At 39.6% G+C, this 20,113-nt stretch carries 20 protein-coding genes; 15 read left to right on the forward strand and 5 right to left on the reverse strand.

Annotated elements, in window-relative coordinates:
• Positions 1-147: 147 nt before the first annotated feature.
• From WJR50_RS32680 to WJR50_RS32730, 11 genes are all read left to right on the forward strand, one after another.
• Positions 148-819, forward strand: a complete 672-nt coding sequence (locus WJR50_RS32680) for a bifunctional 4-hydroxy-2-oxoglutarate aldolase/2-dehydro-3-deoxy-phosphogluconate aldolase (RefSeq protein ID WP_341297528.1) — start codon at positions 148-150, stop codon at positions 817-819.
• A 32-nt stretch (positions 820-851) separates the two neighbouring features.
• Positions 852-1,844 (forward strand): TRAP transporter substrate-binding protein, encoded by a 993-nt coding sequence (locus WJR50_RS32685; RefSeq protein ID WP_341297529.1) that lies wholly within the window; start codon positions 852-854, stop codon positions 1,842-1,844.
• A gap of 37 nt (positions 1,845-1,881) precedes the next feature.
• Positions 1,882-2,376, forward strand: coding sequence for a TRAP transporter small permease (locus WJR50_RS32690; RefSeq protein WP_341297530.1), 495 nt, complete (start codon positions 1,882-1,884; stop codon positions 2,374-2,376).
• A gap of 30 nt (positions 2,377-2,406) precedes the next feature.
• The gene (locus tag WJR50_RS32695; RefSeq protein ID WP_341297531.1) at positions 2,407-3,705 is read left to right on the forward strand and encodes a TRAP transporter large permease; all 1,299 of its coding nucleotides are present in this window, start codon (positions 2,407-2,409) and stop codon (positions 3,703-3,705) included.
• 450 nt (positions 3,706-4,155) lie between these two features.
• Positions 4,156-5,694: a hypothetical protein gene (locus WJR50_RS32700; RefSeq protein ID WP_341297532.1), complete on the forward strand. Its 1,539-nt coding sequence runs from the start codon at positions 4,156-4,158 to the stop codon at positions 5,692-5,694.
• Positions 5,695-5,758: 64 nt separating this feature from the next.
• Positions 5,759-7,540: a chloride channel protein gene (locus WJR50_RS32705; protein WP_341297533.1), complete on the forward strand. Its 1,782-nt coding sequence runs from the start codon at positions 5,759-5,761 to the stop codon at positions 7,538-7,540.
• 73 nt (positions 7,541-7,613) lie between these two features.
• Positions 7,614-8,096 (forward strand): TlpA family protein disulfide reductase, encoded by a 483-nt coding sequence (locus WJR50_RS32710; RefSeq protein ID WP_341297534.1) that lies wholly within the window; start codon positions 7,614-7,616, stop codon positions 8,094-8,096.
• A gap of 2 nt (positions 8,097-8,098) precedes the next feature.
• The gene (locus WJR50_RS32715; protein ID WP_341297535.1) at positions 8,099-8,719 is read left to right on the forward strand and encodes a thioredoxin family protein; all 621 of its coding nucleotides are present in this window, start codon (positions 8,099-8,101) and stop codon (positions 8,717-8,719) included.
• A gap of 106 nt (positions 8,720-8,825) precedes the next feature.
• Positions 8,826-9,518 carry a phosphoribosylformylglycinamidine synthase subunit PurQ gene (gene purQ, locus WJR50_RS32720; RefSeq protein WP_341297536.1) on the forward strand — a complete coding sequence of 231 codons (693 nt, stop codon included), beginning with the start codon at positions 8,826-8,828 and terminating at the stop codon, positions 9,516-9,518.
• A gap of 254 nt (positions 9,519-9,772) precedes the next feature.
• The gene (locus WJR50_RS32725) at positions 9,773-11,323 is read left to right on the forward strand and encodes a cupin domain-containing protein (protein ID WP_341297537.1); all 1,551 of its coding nucleotides are present in this window, start codon (positions 9,773-9,775) and stop codon (positions 11,321-11,323) included.
• Between the two features lie 114 nt (positions 11,324-11,437).
• Positions 11,438-12,550: a Gfo/Idh/MocA family protein gene (locus tag WJR50_RS32730; protein WP_341297538.1), complete on the forward strand. Its 1,113-nt coding sequence runs from the start codon at positions 11,438-11,440 to the stop codon at positions 12,548-12,550.
• Positions 12,551-12,596: 46 nt separating this feature from the next.
• Here WJR50_RS32730 and WJR50_RS32735 read toward each other — a convergent pair whose 3' ends face one another.
• Positions 12,597-13,073: a GNAT family N-acetyltransferase gene (locus WJR50_RS32735; RefSeq protein WP_341297539.1), complete on the reverse strand. Its 477-nt coding sequence runs from the start codon at positions 13,071-13,073 to the stop codon at positions 12,597-12,599.
• Between the two features lie 178 nt (positions 13,074-13,251).
• On the opposite strand from WJR50_RS32735, the gene WJR50_RS32740 reads away from it, so the two are divergent.
• From WJR50_RS32740 to WJR50_RS32750, 3 genes are all read left to right on the forward strand, one after another.
• On the forward strand, positions 13,252-14,361 hold the full coding sequence (locus WJR50_RS32740; RefSeq protein WP_341297540.1) for a PepSY-associated TM helix domain-containing protein: 1,110 nt from the start codon (positions 13,252-13,254) through the stop codon (positions 14,359-14,361).
• Between the two features lie 236 nt (positions 14,362-14,597).
• On the forward strand, positions 14,598-15,128 hold the full coding sequence (locus WJR50_RS32745) for an OmpA family protein (protein ID WP_341297541.1): 531 nt from the start codon (positions 14,598-14,600) through the stop codon (positions 15,126-15,128).
• Positions 15,129-15,160: 32 nt separating this feature from the next.
• A complete protein-coding gene (locus tag WJR50_RS32750; RefSeq protein ID WP_341297542.1) occupies positions 15,161-16,387 on the forward strand; it encodes a helix-hairpin-helix domain-containing protein in 1,227 nt (408 codons plus the stop codon).
• Positions 16,388-16,703: 316 nt separating this feature from the next.
• Here WJR50_RS32750 and WJR50_RS32755 read toward each other — a convergent pair whose 3' ends face one another.
• The 3 genes from WJR50_RS32755 to WJR50_RS32765 all read right to left on the reverse strand — a co-directional run bounded on the left by WJR50_RS32755 (position 16,704) and on the right by WJR50_RS32765 (position 18,532).
• Positions 16,704-17,156 carry a nuclear transport factor 2 family protein gene (locus WJR50_RS32755; RefSeq protein WP_341297543.1) on the reverse strand — a complete coding sequence of 151 codons (453 nt, stop codon included), beginning with the start codon at positions 17,154-17,156 and terminating at the stop codon, positions 16,704-16,706.
• Between the two features lie 27 nt (positions 17,157-17,183).
• Positions 17,184-17,681: an SRPBCC family protein gene (locus WJR50_RS32760; RefSeq protein ID WP_341297544.1), complete on the reverse strand. Its 498-nt coding sequence runs from the start codon at positions 17,679-17,681 to the stop codon at positions 17,184-17,186.
• 137 nt (positions 17,682-17,818) lie between these two features.
• A complete protein-coding gene (locus WJR50_RS32765) occupies positions 17,819-18,532 on the reverse strand; it encodes an SDR family NAD(P)-dependent oxidoreductase (protein WP_341297545.1) in 714 nt (237 codons plus the stop codon).
• A 118-nt stretch (positions 18,533-18,650) separates the two neighbouring features.
• Here WJR50_RS32765 and WJR50_RS32770 point away from each other — a divergent pair, with 118 nt between their 5' ends.
• Positions 18,651-18,977 (forward strand): winged helix-turn-helix transcriptional regulator, encoded by a 327-nt coding sequence (locus WJR50_RS32770; protein WP_341297546.1) that lies wholly within the window; start codon positions 18,651-18,653, stop codon positions 18,975-18,977.
• Between the two features lie 315 nt (positions 18,978-19,292).
• Here WJR50_RS32770 and WJR50_RS32775 read toward each other — a convergent pair whose 3' ends face one another.
• On the reverse strand, positions 19,293-19,964 hold the full coding sequence (locus tag WJR50_RS32775) for a tetratricopeptide repeat protein (RefSeq protein ID WP_341297547.1): 672 nt from the start codon (positions 19,962-19,964) through the stop codon (positions 19,293-19,295).
• Positions 19,965-20,113 lie beyond the last annotated feature (149 nt).

The following is a 20,113-nucleotide window of genomic DNA, read 5'->3' on the forward strand; positions in this document are numbered from 1 at the left end:
AGATGAAGTAGAGAAGCTCATGAGCGGAGATGCTTCAGGGAGAGTTTCACGATAACAAAATGACTGATGAGGAATGATTGATGATCTATTAATCACTTCTCATCTTTTTATCACTTATTCATCAATAAACTTTATTCAATATAAAAAATGGCTAGATTTTCAAGAATTGAAGTGGCGCTTAAAATGAAAGAGACAGGCATCGTACCTGTTTTTTTTCACAAAGACCTGGAAATATGTAAGCAGGTAGTAAAAGCCTGTTATGAGGGAGGTGTTCGGGTATTTGAGTATACTAACCGAGGTGACTATGCGCATGAAATATTTTCTGAGCTTAATAAGTTTGCCGAAAAAGAAACACCTGAAATGATTATGGGAGTAGGCTCAATCAATGAACCGGGTACAGCTTCATTGTATATGCAATTAGGTGCTAATTTTATCGTTTCTCCAGTACTGAACCCTGAAATGGCTAAAGTTTGTAACCGACGCAAAGTATCATGGTCTCCAGGATGCGGTTCTCTTTCTGAGATATCCTACGCAGAAGAACTTGGTGCAGAAGTGGTGAAGATTTTTCCCGGTACTGAAGTAGGCGGACCTAGCTTCGTGAAAGGAGTTAAAGCACCTCATCCCTGGACAAGCATTATGCCAACCGGAGGTGTGTCACCCACACAGGAAAACCTTTCTGCTTGGTTTAATGCTGGTGTACACTGCGTAGGTATGGGTTCCAAACTAATTACAAAAGAAATCATTGCTGAAAAAGATTTTGCTGGATTAACTGAAAAGGTAAAAGAAGCTATAGATATTGTAAAAAGTTTGAGAAAGTAGGAAGATACAGCGAATTAACAACCTAAAAGGCGATGACAAAACTCAATCAGAATTTTAAACAAATTCTTCTTTCAATTATTATTCTCACCTTTTTCGCATCCTGTAATCGTATCGGAGGTGTGCGTACCTTAAAAATTGCGCACTCCAATGATGCCTCTCATCCGGTTCATCAGGGTATGCTTTATCTGGCTGAAAGAGTAGAAGAAAAATCCGGTGGCAAACTTCAGGTTAATGTTTACCCTAGTGCCCAGCTTGGACAGGAAAGAGAATGCATTGAACTACTTCAAATTGGCAGTCTGGCCATGACCAAATCATCTGCAGCAGTGATGGAAGGCTTCGCCCCTAATTACAAAGTGCTTTCTTTGCCATACATTTTCAGAGATAAAGAACATCAATTCAAAGTGTTGAATGGGGAAATTGGAAAAGAACTAATGGTAGAAGGTGAGCAATTCTGGCTGAGAGGGGTGACCTTTTATGATGCCGGAAGCAGAAGTTTTTATACCAAAGATGCACCTGTAGAAGAACCAGCCGACCTTGTGGGAAAAAAAATTCGGGTGATGCCTAGTAATACCGCTATCAATATGGTACAGGAATTAGGGGGCTCTCCTACCCCAATCTCCTATGGTGAATTGTATACAGCGCTCCAACAGGGTGTGGTGGATGCTGCTGAAAATAATCCTCCCAGCTTCTTTTTCTCTCGTCACTACGAAGTATGTAAATTCTACTCTTTAAACGAACATACCTCTATTCCCGACATACTGTTGATTAGCACGATTGTTTGGAATACGCTGAGCGAGCAGGAACAAAAGTGGTTGATGGAGGCTGCTGAAGAATCTGCAGTATATCAGCGGGAGCTTTGGGCTAAGTCTGAAAAAGAATCATTGGAAGCTGTAAAAGCAGCAGGCGTTACCATTACTTATCCTGACAAAACAAAGTTTGCTAAGCAGGTTGAACCTCTCTACGAGACCTACAAAGATCAGCCAGAAGTATACGACCTGATACAGAGAATCCAAGCTGTAGATTGATACAAGCGCAGTATTAAAGCTAGACTAACCAAACCTTATGAAATTTAAACACACGCTTGATAAGATACTGGAAACAGTACTGGTGATCATTATGGCCGTTATGGTTGTGAATGTACTATGGCAGGTTGGAAGCCGTTACATTCTGCAATCTCCCAGTTCCTTTACTGATGAGCTTGCACGTTACCTTTTGATCTGGCTAAGTATCTTAGGAGCAAGTTATGTAACCGGTAAAAGAATGCATCTCTCCATTGATCTTCTAGCTCAGAAAGTTAATGCTGAGAAAAGAAAATCATTAAATACACTGATTTACACCATAGTAGCAATTTTTGCATTCTTAGCTATGGTAGTGGGTGGTACTAATCTGGTTTACATTGTATCTTCTCTTGGACAGACCTCTCCTGCGTTGGAAATTCCTCTTTCTTATGTATATATCGTATTGCCTATTGGTGGGGTAATTATCATATTCTATAGCATACTCAACATATTACATCCCGTCAAAGAAGAAGATAGCTCCATTTCTGAGACAGTTTAAATATTATCTGATCGACAACCAACTGCTTTTATGTACCTACTAGAAATACTTATCCTGGTCCTAAGTTTTGTTATTTTATTAGGACTGGGAGTTCCTATAGCCTTTAGTATTGGTATTTCAGCGATGCTCACCATGATGGTAAGTATTTCTGCAATGCCTTCTTTTACTACAATAGCCCAGCGTATGGCCACCGGCTTGGATAGTTTTGCATTGCTGGCTATCCCTTTTTTCATTCTGGCTGGTCAACTTATGAATCGGGGAGGTATTGCTGCCAAACTCATTGACTTTGCTAAAGTGTTGGTTGGCAAACTTCCGGGAGGGCTAGCCTACGTAAATATTATTGCTTCCATGTTATTTGGAGCGATATCCGGTTCGGCAGTCGCCGCCGCTTCTGCGATTGGCGGTATCATGAATCCTCGTATGGTCAAGGAAGGCTACTCCAAACCTTTCAGTGCGGCAGTGAACATAACTTCTGCAACCACAGGAATGATCATTCCTCCCAGCAATATCCTGATCGTTTACTCTTTGGCAAGTGGTGGAGTATCTATAGCAGCACTTTTTGTAGCTGGTTACATACCTGGAATCATCGTAGGGCTTTCTCTGATGATTGTAGCCGGTGTATTTGCCTACCGCAAGGGGTATCCAGTAGGTGAAGGAGCAAGCCTGAAAGAAGCCCTCCTTAAGTTTCTTGATGCTATTCCCAGTCTTATCTTACTGGTTTTAGTAATCGGCGGAATTATCGCAGGGATATTTACAGCAACTGAAGCATCTGCAGTAGCGGTATTATACACCTTGGTTTTATCAATGGTTTTCTACCGTAAGGTGAAGTTGAAAGATCTTCCTGAAATTTTTTTACAAACTGTCAATACCACTTCAATCGTAATGATTTTGATTGGTACCTCAGTAGGAATGTCATGGGTAATGTCATACGAAAATCTTCCTCAAGGTGTAAGTAATGCACTTTTGTCTATTAGTGACAATCCTATTATTGTATTATTACTGATCAACCTGATTTTACTTTTTGTGGGAATATTTATGGATATGACACCTGCGGTTTTGATTTTTACTCCCATTTTTCTACCGGTGGTTACGGAACTGGGAATGGATCCAACTCACTTTGGAATCGTAATGGTGCTCAACCTATGTATTGGATTATGTACTCCTCCCGTGGGTTCTGTTTTGTTTGTGGGCTGTAGTGTAGCAAAAATAGGAATTGACAAGGTAATCCGACCATTGCTACCCCTATTTATCGCTATGGTGGTCGCGCTCATCATCGTTACTTATATCCCAGCATTGAGCTTATGGTTGCCATCATTATTTGGACTATAAAAAAGCTTAAATTTTAGTTGGTAAAAACCTACCTATAAATTAGAAAATACCGAGTAAATATTTTCAGGTTGTAAATGCCTCTTGTAAATCTAGGAGGCATTTATTATTTTGAGTAAATTTACTTAGAATATCTAGTATATAACTACAATTCAGACTTTTACAAATATACATCCGCTTATAAGCCATTTATAATCAAGTATTTAGGGGTAAATAAGTACTGAAGAGAAATGACTATTGCAATATATATTGATATTTTAATGCACCTACATGTAATATTTAAGCCATTTTCATAGGCAATAGGGTATAATTTATAGCACAATTTCTTTATTTACACTTTATTATTCTGTTTTTTCTTAATATTATTCATAAATTTATATGTAAGAATATTTTAAAATAATAATATTTTTTATAGATTTAGCCCAAGATTAAATTTCTAATACAAATTACCCTATGAAAGAGATTCGTCAGCTAGTAAGAATCGTTAGAAAAAAAGGCCAGAGAAGTATACAACTTGTCAATCAAAATTTTAGAAAAAACGAAACCTCTAAAGACAATTTACTCTATGAAGGCATTACCAATAACAAATTTCTAAATGATGAATCCGCCGCTCGTGAAGTTTTTGGCACTGACCCGGGAAACAGAAATTACCGAAACGCAAAAGGGAAATTAAAAAACAAACTCTTCAATCACCTCTATTTCCTTGATTACGACAAAGATAGCTATACAGCATACCAAAGAGCTGAATATGAGGCACTTCATAAACTCCATCAGTGCCATATAATGATCAAAGAGGGTGCAGCAAAAATCGCTATTCGTACCCTCCCTCATCTGATCAAGACAGCACAAACTTATGAGCTTACGTTAATCGTAATTGATGCACTCACTCTTTTACGCAACGAATTTGCGAAATCAGGCAAGCTCACTCCTTATAAAGAAACCGAAGAAGAGTTGCAGAAATACAAGAAGTTTCATGATGTAAAACAGCGTTGTGAGGATGCTTACTTTGAAGTGATGGTCCAAATCAATAAGTCAATCAGTGCGCAAAACAGAGTAGTGAGCCGTGTACCTAAGGTGATTGATATGATTAAAGGAGAAGCTAAGAAACACAATAGCAGTGGGCTGCATATCCTGGCTGCAAAGCTTGAAATCACCTATAATAATATTAAATGGAATTTTAAAGAAAACATTAAACTCTGCACTGAGCTTGAAAAAAAGTACCTTAATAAACCTAACACTGAAATAGAAGTTGACCTTAGCCAGAATGCAGTTATATTCTCCAAATTACAATCTTATTTGTATCTGACCGATATCAAAGCAGGTAAAGCCTATGCCTCACAAAAAATAGATAGAGTTAAACAGGGTAGTAAAATCTGGTTCAGGTTTAGTGAATACTACTTTCTTCTCTTAATGAAGGGTGAAAAGTTTAAAGAAGCCAGTGATCTTTTTAGAGAAGTAAGGACGAATAAAAACTATAACTCCCTTCCCGAAGCTGAAAAAAATCGCTGGCATATTTATCGTGCTTACCTTATCTTTTTCCATGATACTAAAATACTTCGCTGGGGATTTAACCTGGAAGAGTTTTTAGGAACCAAACCTTGCTATGAAAAAGAGTATAATGGTTACAATGTAGCCACTTTAGCGATTCAGTTTTTGTTCCTGATTCAGGAAGGCAATATCAGTGCTATCAATTCCTGTGTGGAAGAAATTGTAAAATATAAATCTGCTCATCTTGACAAACGCCACAACTACCGCAGTAGCATCTTCATCCGCTTACTTGAGATCGTGATTGATAAAGAATTTGATTATGAGCAGATACAGGAGAAAGGTGAAACTTACTACAAAAAGTTAGTCAAGACCCCTATCCCCAGCGATTTGACGCAAGATACTGAAATTGTTCCTTACGAAGTGCTTTGGAAATATATTCTGGATATCATTAAGACCAACAAAGCCTACATTCATTTCCGCTTCTATAATATGAGTGCTATGTAAATAAAGCACTTCTTTTTTATCATTTTCTTATCCTTTGCTTACCTTTTGTAGTAGCTTTACAACAATGGGTAATGAAAGCTTCTTTCTTCAGATTTTAATCTGGCGTATCAAACATATCAGCAATCGTAATTTTGTGTTGATATTAAGTATTATTGTAGGCTTTCTTTCAGGACTGGCAGCAGTTTTACTAAAAGAAAGTGTGCACACCATTCAGTACTTACTCACGTCTCACTTCAACTATGAATACGCCAACTATCTTTATCTTGCCTACCCGCTTGTAGGTATTTTGATCACCGTTTTATTAGCAAAGTATTTCTTTAGAGAGCCTTTTGGACATGGTATCACAGGAATTCTCTACGCTATATCCAGAAAGTCAAGTAATATCAGCCGTTCCAAAACCTATTCTAACCTTTTGGGTAGTGCCATCACTGTGGGTTTTGGTGGTTCGGTAGGTCTGGAGGCTCCCATTGTAGTTACAGGATCAGCGATTGGCTCCAATATTGGCAGGTTGGTTCATCTGCAAGCAAAAAAAAGAGCATTGTTGATCGGATGTGGAACAGCAGGCGCTATTTCAGCAATCTTTAATTCTCCTATCGCCGGTGTGATTTTCAGCATCGAAGTTATTTTAACTGATATCAGTATCAATGCTTTTATTCCATTGCTAATTTCCTCAGTTACTGGTTCTCTTACTTCCCTTTTACTCTTAGGGGATGAAATACTATTTTCCTTTAAGCTGGAAGATCCTTTTACGGCAATGGATACACCCTATTATTTTTGCCTGGGCATATTTTGTGGCCTGGTATCCTTATATTTTACCCGTATCACCTACAAGATAGAACATTTCCTCAGTAGCATTCGCAGCGAGTATAAGCGAGCAGTGTTGGGAGGACTGGCCTTAGGTTTGATCATATTCGTTTTTCCACCCATCTATGGGGAAGGCTATGATTTTATCAAATTAATGCTTGCAGGAAATGAGCAGGCCATATTTGATAATAGTATGTTTGTTCAACGTTTTGGCAACGTAAGCATACTATTATTCTTTATTCTGGGACTTATACTTATAAAACCCATAGCAGCCGCCAGTACAATAGGTGGTGGTGGAAATGGCGGTATCTTCGCCCCTTCATTATTTATTGGTGCTGTAACTGGTTTCTTTTTTGCCAAATTGGTAAATACCCTGGGCATTTTCGGAACGATTAGCCTTAGCAATTTTACATTGGTAGGTATGTGTGGCCTGATGAGTGGTATTTTGCATGCTCCCCTCACTGCGATCTTCCTTATTGCCGAAATTACCAGCGGTTATACTTTGTTTGTGCCTCTAATGCTGGTTTCCGCACTCTCGTATAGTACTATCCTGTACTTTGAAAAATACTCTCTATATACAAAATCTTTGGTAAAAAAAGGTTATCTGATCCCCGATGACCGTGACCTGCAGGTATTGAGTCTGATTGACATCAAGAAACTACTTGAAACAGATCTCCTTACTATTCGTCCTGATGCCTCATTAGAAGATCTTGTTAATTTAGTTCGGGTTTCTAAAAGAAATATTTTTCCGGTAGTCAACGAACATAAAGAGCTGGTGGGTATTGTGACATTGGATGATATCCGGAAAATCATGTTTGATAAAGAATCCCAACAGAGTATAAAAGTTTCATCCCTGATGCATGCCCCACCTGATAAAATTTCTACTACAGAAACGATGCAGCAGGTTATGGAAAAATTTGAAAAGACTGGTGCCTGGAATCTTCCTGTGTTGAATGAAGGTAAGTATATGGGACTTATTTCTAAGTCAAGAATTTTCAACGCTTATCGTAATAAATTAATGCGACAGCGAAAAGAATTCTAACTCCACCCAGAGAAGGACATTGTAGCTTTCATATTTTTTTGCTTAATTTTATAAATGCAGAAATGATTGATATATGAAGAAGCTCACATTATTTTTATTCTTGCTTGGCACCATAGTAACTGCAAATGCACAGGATATTCCTTCCTACTCTTTTGAAGAACTGGAAGACAGAATCAATGCAGAAAGTAAAAATCAACCTTTGGTCGTAAACTTCTGGGCGACTTGGTGCGCACCTTGCATCAAAGAGCTTCCCCACTTTGAAAGTCTAAGAAAAGATTATCAAGCAGATGAAATAAAAGTGCTGCTAGTGAGTCTGGATATGGATAAAGACAAAGCCCTAAAATTTAAAGAAAAAAAACAACTTCAATCAGATGTGGCTTATCTGGATGAGGTAGATTTTAATCAATGGATTGATAAAATTTCGCCCGATTGGAGTGGTGCAATTCCTGCTACTTTGATGATCTCTCCGAGTGGTGATAGATCCTTTCATGAAGGAGAATTTAGCAAGGAAGAATTATATGAGCAAGTAAAGCGTTTTTTTAACAAAACAAATTAGCTATGAAAAGGTATGTTGCATTATTCTCAATACTCGCGCTAATTTTCACTATTAGCGCCTACACCACCAAAGAGGATGGCTACAAAGTTGGTGATTATGCTACTGATTTTGCATTACAGGGAGTAGATGGTAAAAAAGTATCGCTTAGTGACTACGAGAAGGCTAAAGGTTTTATTGTGGTATTTACCTGTAATACCTGCCCCTATGCCAAGATGTACGAACAGCGCATTATCCAATTGCATAAAGATTATGCTGATAAAGGTTATCCTGTAGTAGCCATTAACCCTAATTGCCCTGAGCGTTCTCCAGGCGATGCTATGAGCGAAATGAAAAAAAGAGCGGAAGATAAAGGATATGGATTCGCTTATTTACAGGACGAAACACAAAATATCACTAAGGCTTACGGAGCTACCAACACCCCCCATGTTTATGTGCTGGATAAGGAAAGCAATGGTAAATTGAAGGTAGCCTATATAGGTGCCATTGATAATAATTACAAAGATGCTGATAAGGCAGATGTACATTATGTTCAGGATGCTGTTGATGCATTAATGGAAGGGAAAAAGGTACCAGAAACTAATACCAAAGCAATAGGCTGCACCATTAAGTGGAAAATGAGCTGATAATTTAAGCCCGCTTGTCGGGCTTTTTTTTTACCTTTGAAACTTTCAATAAAGATACATTCTTAAGCATTATATCTCGTAATTACTGACACCCTATCTACATACTATGAAATTTGGTATAGTCATTTTCCCAGGCTCCAATTGTGATGAAGATCTTTACTATGTCTATAAGGAAATCCTGCAACAGGATGTAGTTAAATTGTGGCATAAGGAAAGAGATCTGCAAAACTGTGACTTCATCCTCGTGCCAGGAGGTTTTTCTTACGGAGACTACCTTCGTTCCGGTGCTATTGCCCGCTTCTCTCCTATTATGGATAGCGTAATAGAACATGCCAATAAAGGAGGACATGTTTTGGGGATCTGTAACGGGTTCCAGATACTTACTGAAGCAGGACTGCTTCCCGGAACCTTGCTGAAAAACAAAGAGCAGAAATTTGTTTGTAAAAATGCTTACATCAAACCAGTATCTAAAACTGCTTTGATGACAGCTACACTTGACCATAACAAAGCTTATAAAATTCCGGTAGCCCATGCTGATGGTCGTTATTTTGCCCCTGATGATGTGATTAAAGAAATAGAAGATAATGATCAGATCCTTTTTCAATATTGCAGCAATCAATGTGAACTTGATGAGCTAAGCAACTTTAACGGTTCTGTACATGCAATTGCAGGGGTATGTAATAAAGAAAAAAATGTGTTTGGCCTGATGCCACACCCCGAACGAGCCTCTGACGAAGCTTTAGGCAATACTGATGGCAGAGCTCTCCTGGAGACACTTTTGGAAAAGAGCCTAGTCTAGAAAATTATGCAAATCAATCAATAAGCCGACCTCTTAGAAGTCGGCTTTTTTTATATATGAAGACGATAGAATCTAATCAACTTAGCAGTTTCCATCATTTTTAACTCATCGCCCTGTAAAAAAACTGAGTTTTCAGAGCATATTCCTCTGAATAATCTATAGATTATGAAATCAGTTGTTGCCTTTCAGAGTATTGAAGCTAAGCAACTGTTCAGCAATACTCAATAAAATCATTACTACAACCTAATACAGCTATGCGAAGATGCCTCATCGTTTTGTTGCTTTTTGAGATGGTTCTGCCATTATCAGCCCAGCAGGAATATACGCAAGGGCCAGACTCACGAACATACGAAGATATTCCCAAAGGAATTCTTAGCCAGTATCAGTGGGAAAGTAAAGTTTTTCCCAATACAACCCGAGACTACTATGTATATGTCCCGGTACAATATAATCCTGATGAACCCGCAGCCCTTATGATTTTTCAGGATGGTCACACTTATATCAAAGCAGATGGCGACTTTAGGGTGCCCACTGTTTTTGATAACCTGATCAGCCAGGGCAATATGCCAGTGACCATAGGCTTGTTCATCAATCCCGGGCATGACATCAACCAGCCAGCGCCGGAAAGCCCCTGGCAGGCCAGCAACCGAAGCAAGGAGTACGATGAAGTTTCAGAAACCTACGCTCGTTTTCTCCTGGACGAAATGATCCCCGAACTTAAAAAAGATTATAACCTATCAGATGATCCTAAAATGCGGGCAGTCTGTGGAATTTCTTCAGGAGGTATCTGTGCCTTTACCGCTGCCTGGTATTATCCAGAGCAGTTCCACAAAGTACTCAGTCATATCGGCAGTTTCACTGATATCAGAGGAGGACATAATTATCCATCTATGATTAGAAAGAATGATAAAAAAGACATCAAAGTATTGCTTCAGGATGGTGAAAATGATCTGGACAATCAATTTGGCAACTGGTGGCTGGCGAATCAGCAGATGGCTTCTGCTTTAGCTTATAAAGAGTACGATTACAAATTTGTACCCGGCGAAGGAGCACATAATGGAAACCATGGAGGGGCCATTTTGCCCGAATCATTGAAATGGCTTTGGCATGATGTAACGCCCCAAAGAGTAGTATCTAAAGTATATCCTTTTCCCAAACACACTGAAGATAGTGTGCTGATCACAGGTGAAACCATGCACTTCAAAAATGCTGAATTTAAAACTGTACATCTCAATAGTTCTACTGAAGAAGTTGAACTACTTGATCCTGAAAGAGAGCAGATATTTATCATTAAGGATGGTGAGGTAAATGTCAATCTAAAAGGTCGTGAGCAAAGCGTTGGAAAGAATAGTGTACTGGTACTTCTCCCCGGTGACAAAGCCACGATAGCCCCCCTGACACCCGAAGCCATTTACTATACCATGAATTATGTCTCTAAGCAAAAGATGGATCGTAGAAGAGGAAAGAAAGATGGTGGCTCAGCGATCATTGATTTTGATGAACTGGAATTCAGAGAGCATGACAAAGGGGGTATCCGAAAGTACTTTCACCGGGCTACTGCCATGTGTACTAACTATGAAATGCACGTCACGAATCTTAACCCTGGTATCAAAAGTCATGAACCTCATATCCATAAGGCTAGCGAGATTATCTTAATGATTGAAGGTGAAAGTGAAATGGAAGTTGGAAACGAAATTTTTACGGCAAATGCCGGTGATGTTTATTTTGTCTCTTCTAACGTTCCTCATGCGATAAAAAATACCGGGGACAAGCAGTGCATGTATTTCGCATTTCAGTGGGAATAATAGACGCTTTCTTTTGGTCAGCTGTATTGCGTAAAGTTCATTTTATCAATACTTTCACATAACTTTATCTGCTTATCATACTTTGCCAAATACAATCTAAACTTATTCAATACTATGAATTCACGTCGCGATTTTCTGCAAAAAATTTCTGCCGGAGCTTTATCATTACCCTTAATTCCATCTGCTCAACTTACTGATTTTTATCAGGAACCCTATGACGGCCCCATGCTGAGAGTAGCCATCATGGGCTTGGGAAGCTATGGCAACCGAGTAGCACGGGCCATGGAATCCTGCAAAAAAGCTAAGATCACCGGAGTGATCAGCGGTACGCCCAGTAAGATCAAAGATTGGCAAAGCCGATATAATATCCCCGATAAAAACTGTTACAACTACGAAAACTTTGATGAGGTAAAAAACAATCCTGACATTGATGCAATATATGTCATTACCCCCAATGCACTTCATCATGACGAGGTAATACGTGTGGCCAAGGCAGGTAAGCATGCCATCTGTGAGAAGCCTATGGCGATCAACGCCCGTCAGGGACAGGAAATGGTGGATGCCTGTAAGCAAGCCAATGTTAAATTACTGGTGGGTTACCGTATGCACTTTGAGCCTCACACACTGGAACTTATTCGCATGCGTAAAGCAGGTGAATTTGGGGAGATCAAATTTTTTCAGGGACTTTCCGGATTTAAGATTGGAGACCCAACGCAATGGCGGCTCAACAAAGAACTGGCTGGAGGAGGCGCTATGATGGATATTGGAATTTACTCCATCAACGGTGCCCGATATATGGTAGGAGAAGAACCGGTATGGGTGACTGCCCAGGAAACGAAAACAGATCCAGTCAAATTTAAGGAGGGTGTGGATGAAACTATACAGTTTCAGTTTGGCTTTCCAAGCGGTGCGGTAGCTTCCTGCTTGTCTACTTATGCTATGAGTAATCTGGATCGCTTTTTCTTAAACGGTACGGAAGGTTTTGGTGAATTGCATCCTGCCACTGGCTACGGTCCTATCAAAGGCAAAACGCATAAAGGTGAATTGGATCAACCAGTCGTCACCCATCAAACCGTGCAAATGGATGAAATGGCGGGAATTATTTTAGAAGGCAAAGAAGCACCCGTTCCGGTGGATGGTGAAGAAGGCGTCAAAGATCTGAAAATTATTGATGCGATCTACCGAGCAGTAAAGACCGGTAAAAAAGAAGAACTGAAACTCGTATAAATCTTGACTTAGTTGCTGATCAGACTATGATTTTCTTTCTAACGAATTACAGCTTTTTTTGAAAGACTATCATATGCTTGCAGTGAATTCCATTTTCATAGATAGGCTTTGGGTAATTGTCGGTGAAGAAATTTTTCCTTATACCGGCAATCTCAAAGCCTTCTTTCTGATACAGGTAAATCTGCATAATGGATCCATTGGCAGTGCCGATGAGCAGCTCATCATAGCCCATTTCACGAGCAATTTGAGCAGCTTCTCGCAGTAAATACTTGCCTATGCCTTGGCCCTGATAGGTTTCGGCTACGGCTATATTTTTGATTTCCACACTCGTATTGGTGATCTCCTGAAGCACAAAGACAGCAATTTTTTCAGCCTCCTTTTCTAAAATATAGATCTTTGCATCATGAATGTACTGCTGAATTGCTTCTTTTTTCTCATCTGCCAACAGCAATAATTCATAAGGCTTTTCCTCATCATTACGCAGCTCTCTCAGTCTGGATTGTTGCAATATATCAGAATGCATAGCTTGAGATTTTAATAAGATAATTTTCAAATGGACAAGTGCTAAAATATACGAAATGCATTTTAAGAGGTTAAACTCATTAAGGTTTATCCCGAATAAAGAGAAAGTGTAAAAGTAAATTGGGAAGAATCTATATCATATTACCTTTACAACCAGCTTAATACAACAACTTGAGTATATGACATTAAAAAAATTGCTAGCCAAGCTACATCTCATTATTGGACTAGGTATAGGAATTCTTTTTTTTATTATCGCTTTATCCGGTGCTATTTATACATGGGAAGCTGAGATTGGTAGCATCATTTACCATCAAAGTATTGACAGTCAGGACTCAGATTTTGTGCCTGTCTCTGAGCTAAAAACTAGTTTGGAAAGGGAATTTCCTGAAGGTGATTTTCGCACCGCCTTTTACCGTGACAAAAACACTACTGCAGAGGTGCTATTATACGCGCCCGGTACTTATTATATCGCGCAGATGAATCCTTATACCGGAGCGTTGGTTCACTTGCAGGATATGAATCAGGGTTGGCTCAATTACATCAAATTCATGCATAGAAACCTGATGCTGGGCGACATCGGGAGGCAAATCGTACACTGGGTAACTTTGCTTTCCCTGCCTATGCTGATCACTGGCATCATCCTTTGGTGGCCTGTTAAGCGAAAAGGCAGCAAAAGACTATTTAAAATCAAATGGAATGCTTCACCCAAACGCCTCAACTATGATCTGCATAATGTATTAGGCTTTTATGCAACATGGGTACTGATTTTTACCATTCTCACCGGACTGTTCTGGGGCTTTGAGTGGGTCAGAGAAACCTTGAAGAGCAGTACAGGTGAAAATGAAATTGTCTATGAAACTCCCAGGTCTGAAGTGATAAGTACTGAGACTGAAACCGACCAGTTTGTGCTCATGGACAGCTTAATGAAGGTATACCAGGCTCGTTTCCCTGACAAGAATATTAGAGTAAGTAATCCACATCAGGAAGATGAGCCCATTAGTGTAGTGCTTATTGATCCGAACATGATGGCGTACAATGTTGATCATTATTATTATGACCGCTACAGTGGTAAACAGATCAGTGGAAACTTTCAAAACGGGCTTTACACACAGAACAGTACTTTCACTACCTTAAACATGCTGGTTTACGATATCCATCTGGGAACTATTTTTGGCTTTACAGGAAAAGTAATGGCATGTCTTGCTTCACTGATTGCAGCCTCATTGCCCATCACCGGATTTTTGATATGGTGGGGCAAACAGAAGAAAAAATATAAATCATCGCGCTAGGCAAAAGATCACGATAAGAATGATAGTACTGAAAGGATTGATAACTCTGGAGGCCTCAACCAGAAAAAAGTCCCTCTACTCCCCTATTTGTCATTTTGAAGAACACTTATTTAGAGTCACCTGTTTGATGATTGATTGGTAGTCTTTAAAAATTAAACTTAACATAAGATTTACAATGATTCAGTATGGAAAAAGACCAAAGTTGATTATTTTAATAAGAGAAAAATGCTTTCACTATGAAAACGCTCATTTTTGGAACCCTCGCTTTTTTGGCTTGGTCCTCTTTTTCTACCCACTATTATGTCTGCCAGATCAAAAACTTATGTTTAGAAGACTCTCCTCTTGCACTGGCTGAGCCCGTACAGCAAAATGAAGAAGAAGTCTCGCTTATTGAAGCACCTGCCAGTGAGGTAACTGAAACCCCAGTGGCCAATCCTGGTAGTTTTACACTTCACCACAATTTCAACGATGTAAGCTTCATCTCCTTAGACGGCTTTGAAGATTACCTTCAACAGTTGAAAGCGTATGCTGAGCAAACGCCCACAACCATCAAAGTAATCGGTTTTACAGATGACAAGGGCACAAATGATTATAACCTAGAGTTAGGAGAAAAAAGAGCCGAAGCTGTGAAAAACTATCTGGTTGAGTACGGCCTGGATGCAAATCTGATTACGGTGGAAACAAAAGGTGAGGCTGATCCTGAAAGTACTGACGAAACCACCGAAGGCCGGGCAATGAACCGCAGAACCCTGATTGTTACTGAGTAAATATATGTCGTTAAATTACACTTCCATCAACTATGAGCACCTTAATTCTACAAGCACAATCCCCAGCCGGGGCGGCCCCAGCCGGGGCGGCCCTTGAAATCTTTCTCATGCTACTTGTAGCAGCGATCATCGGCTTTCTGACTGCCTATTTTTATTACCGCTGGAAACATAAATCATCCACCAGCAGTGAATTAATAAAATTTCAAAACCGATCCAAGCAGTTGGAAAGAGACAAAGAGCTACTGCAAAATGACTACAACAAACTTCAGAAAAAATATGAAGCCTCCCTGGCTCTACAGAAAGAAGCAGTCACTGAGATAGATGATGCCCGGCTGAATAATACAAACCTGAAACATCAACTGGAAGAGAAAGATGAGGTGCTTCAACGTATTGCCCAGAAGAAACACTTACTCAATTATGACAGCTTTGGGAGAGCATCTGAAAATGAAATTGATGACCTAAAAAAGATCAGTGGCATTGGTCCCTTCATCCAAACTAAACTGCATGCACTGGACATTTACACTTTCCGCCAGATAGCCAATTTCAACAAGGAAGATATTCAGACTGTTAACCAGGCCATTGAGTTTTTCCCGGGACGAATTGAGCGCGATGAATGGGTGGCCCAGGCACAGGAACTGATGCGTACCGGAGGTGATGATTCTGAAATATTGAAAATGCTGCGAGACCGTAAGCATATGATTAACTACAGTCGTATTGGTGTTGCTCATGCAGAGGATGCAGATGATCTGACCTTGATCTCCGGAATTGGTAGCTGGATACAGACCAAGCTCAATGCGCTGGACATTTATACCTTCCGACAGATTGCCAACTTCAGCAAAGAAGATGAAGAAGCGGTATCTAAGGCGATAGAGTTTTTTCCCGGACGTATTCATCGTGATGAATGGGTGCCTCAGGCTAAAGAATTGATACACAGCAATGGAGAAAAAACTGCTCTACTTGACAAAATAAAGAAAAGAAAACATAAGATTGATTATTCCAGCATAGGCATAGCACACCCTTCAGAAGCCCATGATCTTACCCAGATCAAAGGCATTGGTCCATTTATTCAGGAGAAGCTATATGCGCTGGACATTTATACTTTTGAACAAATCAGTTGCTTCACGACCGCAGATATCAAAACCGTTACGGAAATCATTGAGTTTTTCCCCGGCCGTATAGAACGAGACCGCTGGGTGGAACAAGCCAAAGTGCTAGCCTCATCCGTAAATACACAAAAACCATCAGCGGACCTTCGCTAAATTTCTGGGAGGCTTTAGGGCACAGTCTCCCTTTTCTTTAGTTGATTCAACCTTGCTTTTATATTGTATGAGATTCATGGATTAAAGTTGTTCCTGAATCATTAGGGTTGGCTGTCAGTATTTTCTCAGACCGTTGTACATCCATGAGAAGCATCATGATACTCTAGAGGAGGTTTGATGTGTTACGGCTAGAAAAAAAAGCAGTAGCGGCTTACAAGCATAAGGCCCTGAATCCGCTACTAAGTTTCTACGCTGGATAAACTTTCTTAAAAATACAGCAGCTATTGCATTGACTCATTAATGTACATTTCTCCCCTTATTGGCCTGACTTCCATTTCTCCATGAGTTTGAAGAAGCCGGTATCAATATCCAGTTTTCTCCATTTGAATTTCCAACCCTTTTCGGTTTTTACCACTTTGCTATCGTTGTACCTTCCGGTAGCCACTACCATAGGAATTTCAGCAACTTCTAAGACAATCATATCATGTGTTACATTTACTTCGGTATCGCTGACTGCTTCAATCAGGATATTGGTGGCCTGATGCCGCTTTCCATTGGCATCTCCCCCCTCACTTACGTGGTGTGATTCAAAATCTTTCAGTTCCTGCCAAGTTTTCAAATGTCCAAAAGCTCCACTATCATACCCTTCAAACTCTTCAGGACTTACCCAGCAATTCATAAAACCGTCCACATCTCTGTTATCAGTGGCTACTGTGTATTTAGCAATCAAGTTTTGGATTTCTAATAGATCCTGTGTTTCTAAAGCCATAGTAAAATGATTTAATAGATTAATAGATTACTGATTTTCAATATATCGTTTGAGTTCCTTATTCATTTTCTCAAAACCCTGAGGAGCATGCTTCATCATCGGCAATTGCTTCATCAGCATAGACAGTACCCCCCTGTATTCTTCCCGATTGGTTAGCAAAGTCTTGCCATTACCTAAGTCATTGAGTTCAAAAAAGTGCTCACCATCAAATATTCCTGGAAAGCCAGTCCGGCCAATCCACCCATACTTCTTGTTTATTTCCCAATGGGTGATACTTGGCTTAAACTCGTAAGGCTCTGCCCCTTCTGCTGACAGTTTCAAGTGTAATTTGCCTCCCGGTTTTATCTGCCCCCCCAAATACTTCAGTTGAGAATTCCATTTGTAATAGTGCTCAAAATCTATGATCGCCGCCCATACTTTTTCGGGGGAAGCCTTAATCTTTATCTCATGTATTATCTCAAACCTGGTGAAAGACAAGGCTAGCATGATTAATAGAAAAGCAGCCGATATGTAGAGCCAGAGCATACTTATTGCTTAGTTAATAGGTCAATGATGGAATATTTTATTTAGTAAAGACTGTAGTATCAATACTATCAAGGGTAGCAGTATAATGGTAAGGACAAACAACTTATGAGCAGCGGTTTTGTAATCAGGTTAGTATTTCATTTTGCCACATTTTGTAAGTCAATAGGTTTCGCTAGTTTGTGCCAGTAATTCAGCTCATGAGGGGTATCAATTATTTTTAAGATATACTCCACAATTTCCTTCGGACTCAGCCATAAACCTTGCTTATCGGGTCTGTGCCGGGTTTTGATCAGGTCAAAAGCTGCGATCGCCTGTACTTTTACATTCGTATCTTTAAGCTCATGGTAGAGCACCTGTGTCATCATCTTTTGCGCAGCAGCCACTACGGAAATAATACCCGAGTGAGGAACCGGAAACTCTGATGCGCCCCCATTGATCATGATATAATTTCCGCTTTCCCGCTTTTTCATCATGGGCAAAACAGCTTTGGCAAAATTAAGATGAGCAAATAGACCTCCCTGTATCACCTGTGCTAAATCCTCATGTGAAACTTCGTATAAATTGCCCCCATGATACCACCCACCAAGGCTAGCAATCGCTACATCAATGGTGTGGAAGGCTAAACTTTTCCGTAATACTTCTATTTCAGCATCATTACCAAAAGCATTGTGTACAAAGGTGAGATTTTTCAGGCTGATGTCTTCTTCATTCAAAAAAGAAGTAAGTTGATCTTCCTTATCCTGCCCGCGTACCACCGCGATCACTTGATGCTGCTGCCTAAGTAACTCAGCAACGAATCCTTCACCTACTTCTCCCGAGGCACCTGCCACCAAAAATGTCTTTACAGTCATTTTAATTATACATTTCTGTTTTGGATTCTAAAGTATTCCTAATACTTTACATTTGAAAGTAGTTACAAAAATGTGAAGTAGTAACACATAGTAAAGCATTACTCAAATTCAGTCACTTATGGGCGAAAAAAAATTCATAAAAGTTGAAAAATCTTCTTGTCCGGTAAGAACAACTTTGGATATGATAGGTGGAAAATGGTCTTTTGCCATTATTTATTCCCTCCTTGATGGTACCAAGCGATTTAAAGAACTGGAGCGATCCATTGAAGGCATCAATACAAGAATGCTGGTAAAAGAACTTAAGGCTTTAGAACAATTTGGGATTGTACATCGGCAGGCTTACGCCACCGTTCCGCCTACGGTAGAATATTCACTTACAGAAAAAGGTTTTGAGCTACAGCCCGTTCTGACTGAGATACAGCATTGGGCGGTAAAATATATTTAGATATTTAGGATTCTTATTTGATAACGCCAAGCATAGCCGCTGGTGAGGTCATCGGCCGAAGCGTAGCGGATATGCCGTGTTGTAGCCCGTTTTGATTTACATTCCATCTTCACGTTTGGAAAGCCACTGCATGTTTGATGGCTACATCTTTAAATACTTCAATTTGCTTACTGTGTTTAAGATTTTCAAAGTAAGAAGCTGAATTTCTGCTAGGGTAGTGTAGGTAAGGGAACAAACAAGGGCTTCGATAAAAATGGCCTAATCGCAACAATAACGGATGAAGTTTTCCCGGCCACACAAAAACTCCGCACTTATTCATTCGCAGTATTTATTCAGATAATCCTTCGCATCAAGACTTCCGTAGGAACTGGCTTTTTCCCAGTCCTGGCAAGCTTCCGACAGGTTTTTAGATTTATATTTAGCAATAGCTCTGTTGAGGTAGGAAGCGATATGCCAATCATCAATGATAAGGGCTTTTGTATAATCATCTATCGCCTCCTGGAATCTTTCTGTCTTTAGATAAATATTAGCCCTATTAAAATAATATAAGTTGAAGTCTTTGACATGTTGCTCATAAGAAGCGAGTTGAATGGCTTTATTGTACGCCTCTATTGCCATATCGTACTGACCCAACAACTGAAAAGCATCCGCATGATGATAGTATACCTTATGATCGTTTTTAAAAATCAAGCTAGCTTGAATATAGCATTCATTGAGCAATTCAAGATCGTTTGATTTTCCTGCTGAATAAGCCAGTAAGTCATAATAGTCAGCATTCAAAGAATCTATGTTTATGGCCTCTATCAGAAAATCGCAGGCTCCCATAAAATCTCCTTGTTCAACTGCATTCCTGGCCTGAACATACAGATCAGTAGCATATGGATTGTCACGATAGTTCTCTAAATGATGGCCTGGCTTAGCCTGAGAGTAAGAAATAATAGGAATAAGTAGAAGTAAAACAGATGCACAGCACATAAAGATTTTCATTTTAGAAAACAAAGTTAAAATCTTATTGAATTTGGTTTTAATTTGTGGCTAACAACGGGATAGCGCACTTATGCGATTTCTATGGATTAAGCAAGCACCGGTATATAGTTTTTTTCATATTTCCGGTTATCTCTAACACAAGCGAAAAT

The sequence above is a fragment of the Catalinimonas locisalis genome (assembly GCF_038039535.1).
In the GTDB taxonomy this organism is placed as follows: Bacteria; Bacteroidota; Bacteroidia; order Cytophagales; family Cyclobacteriaceae; genus Catalinimonas.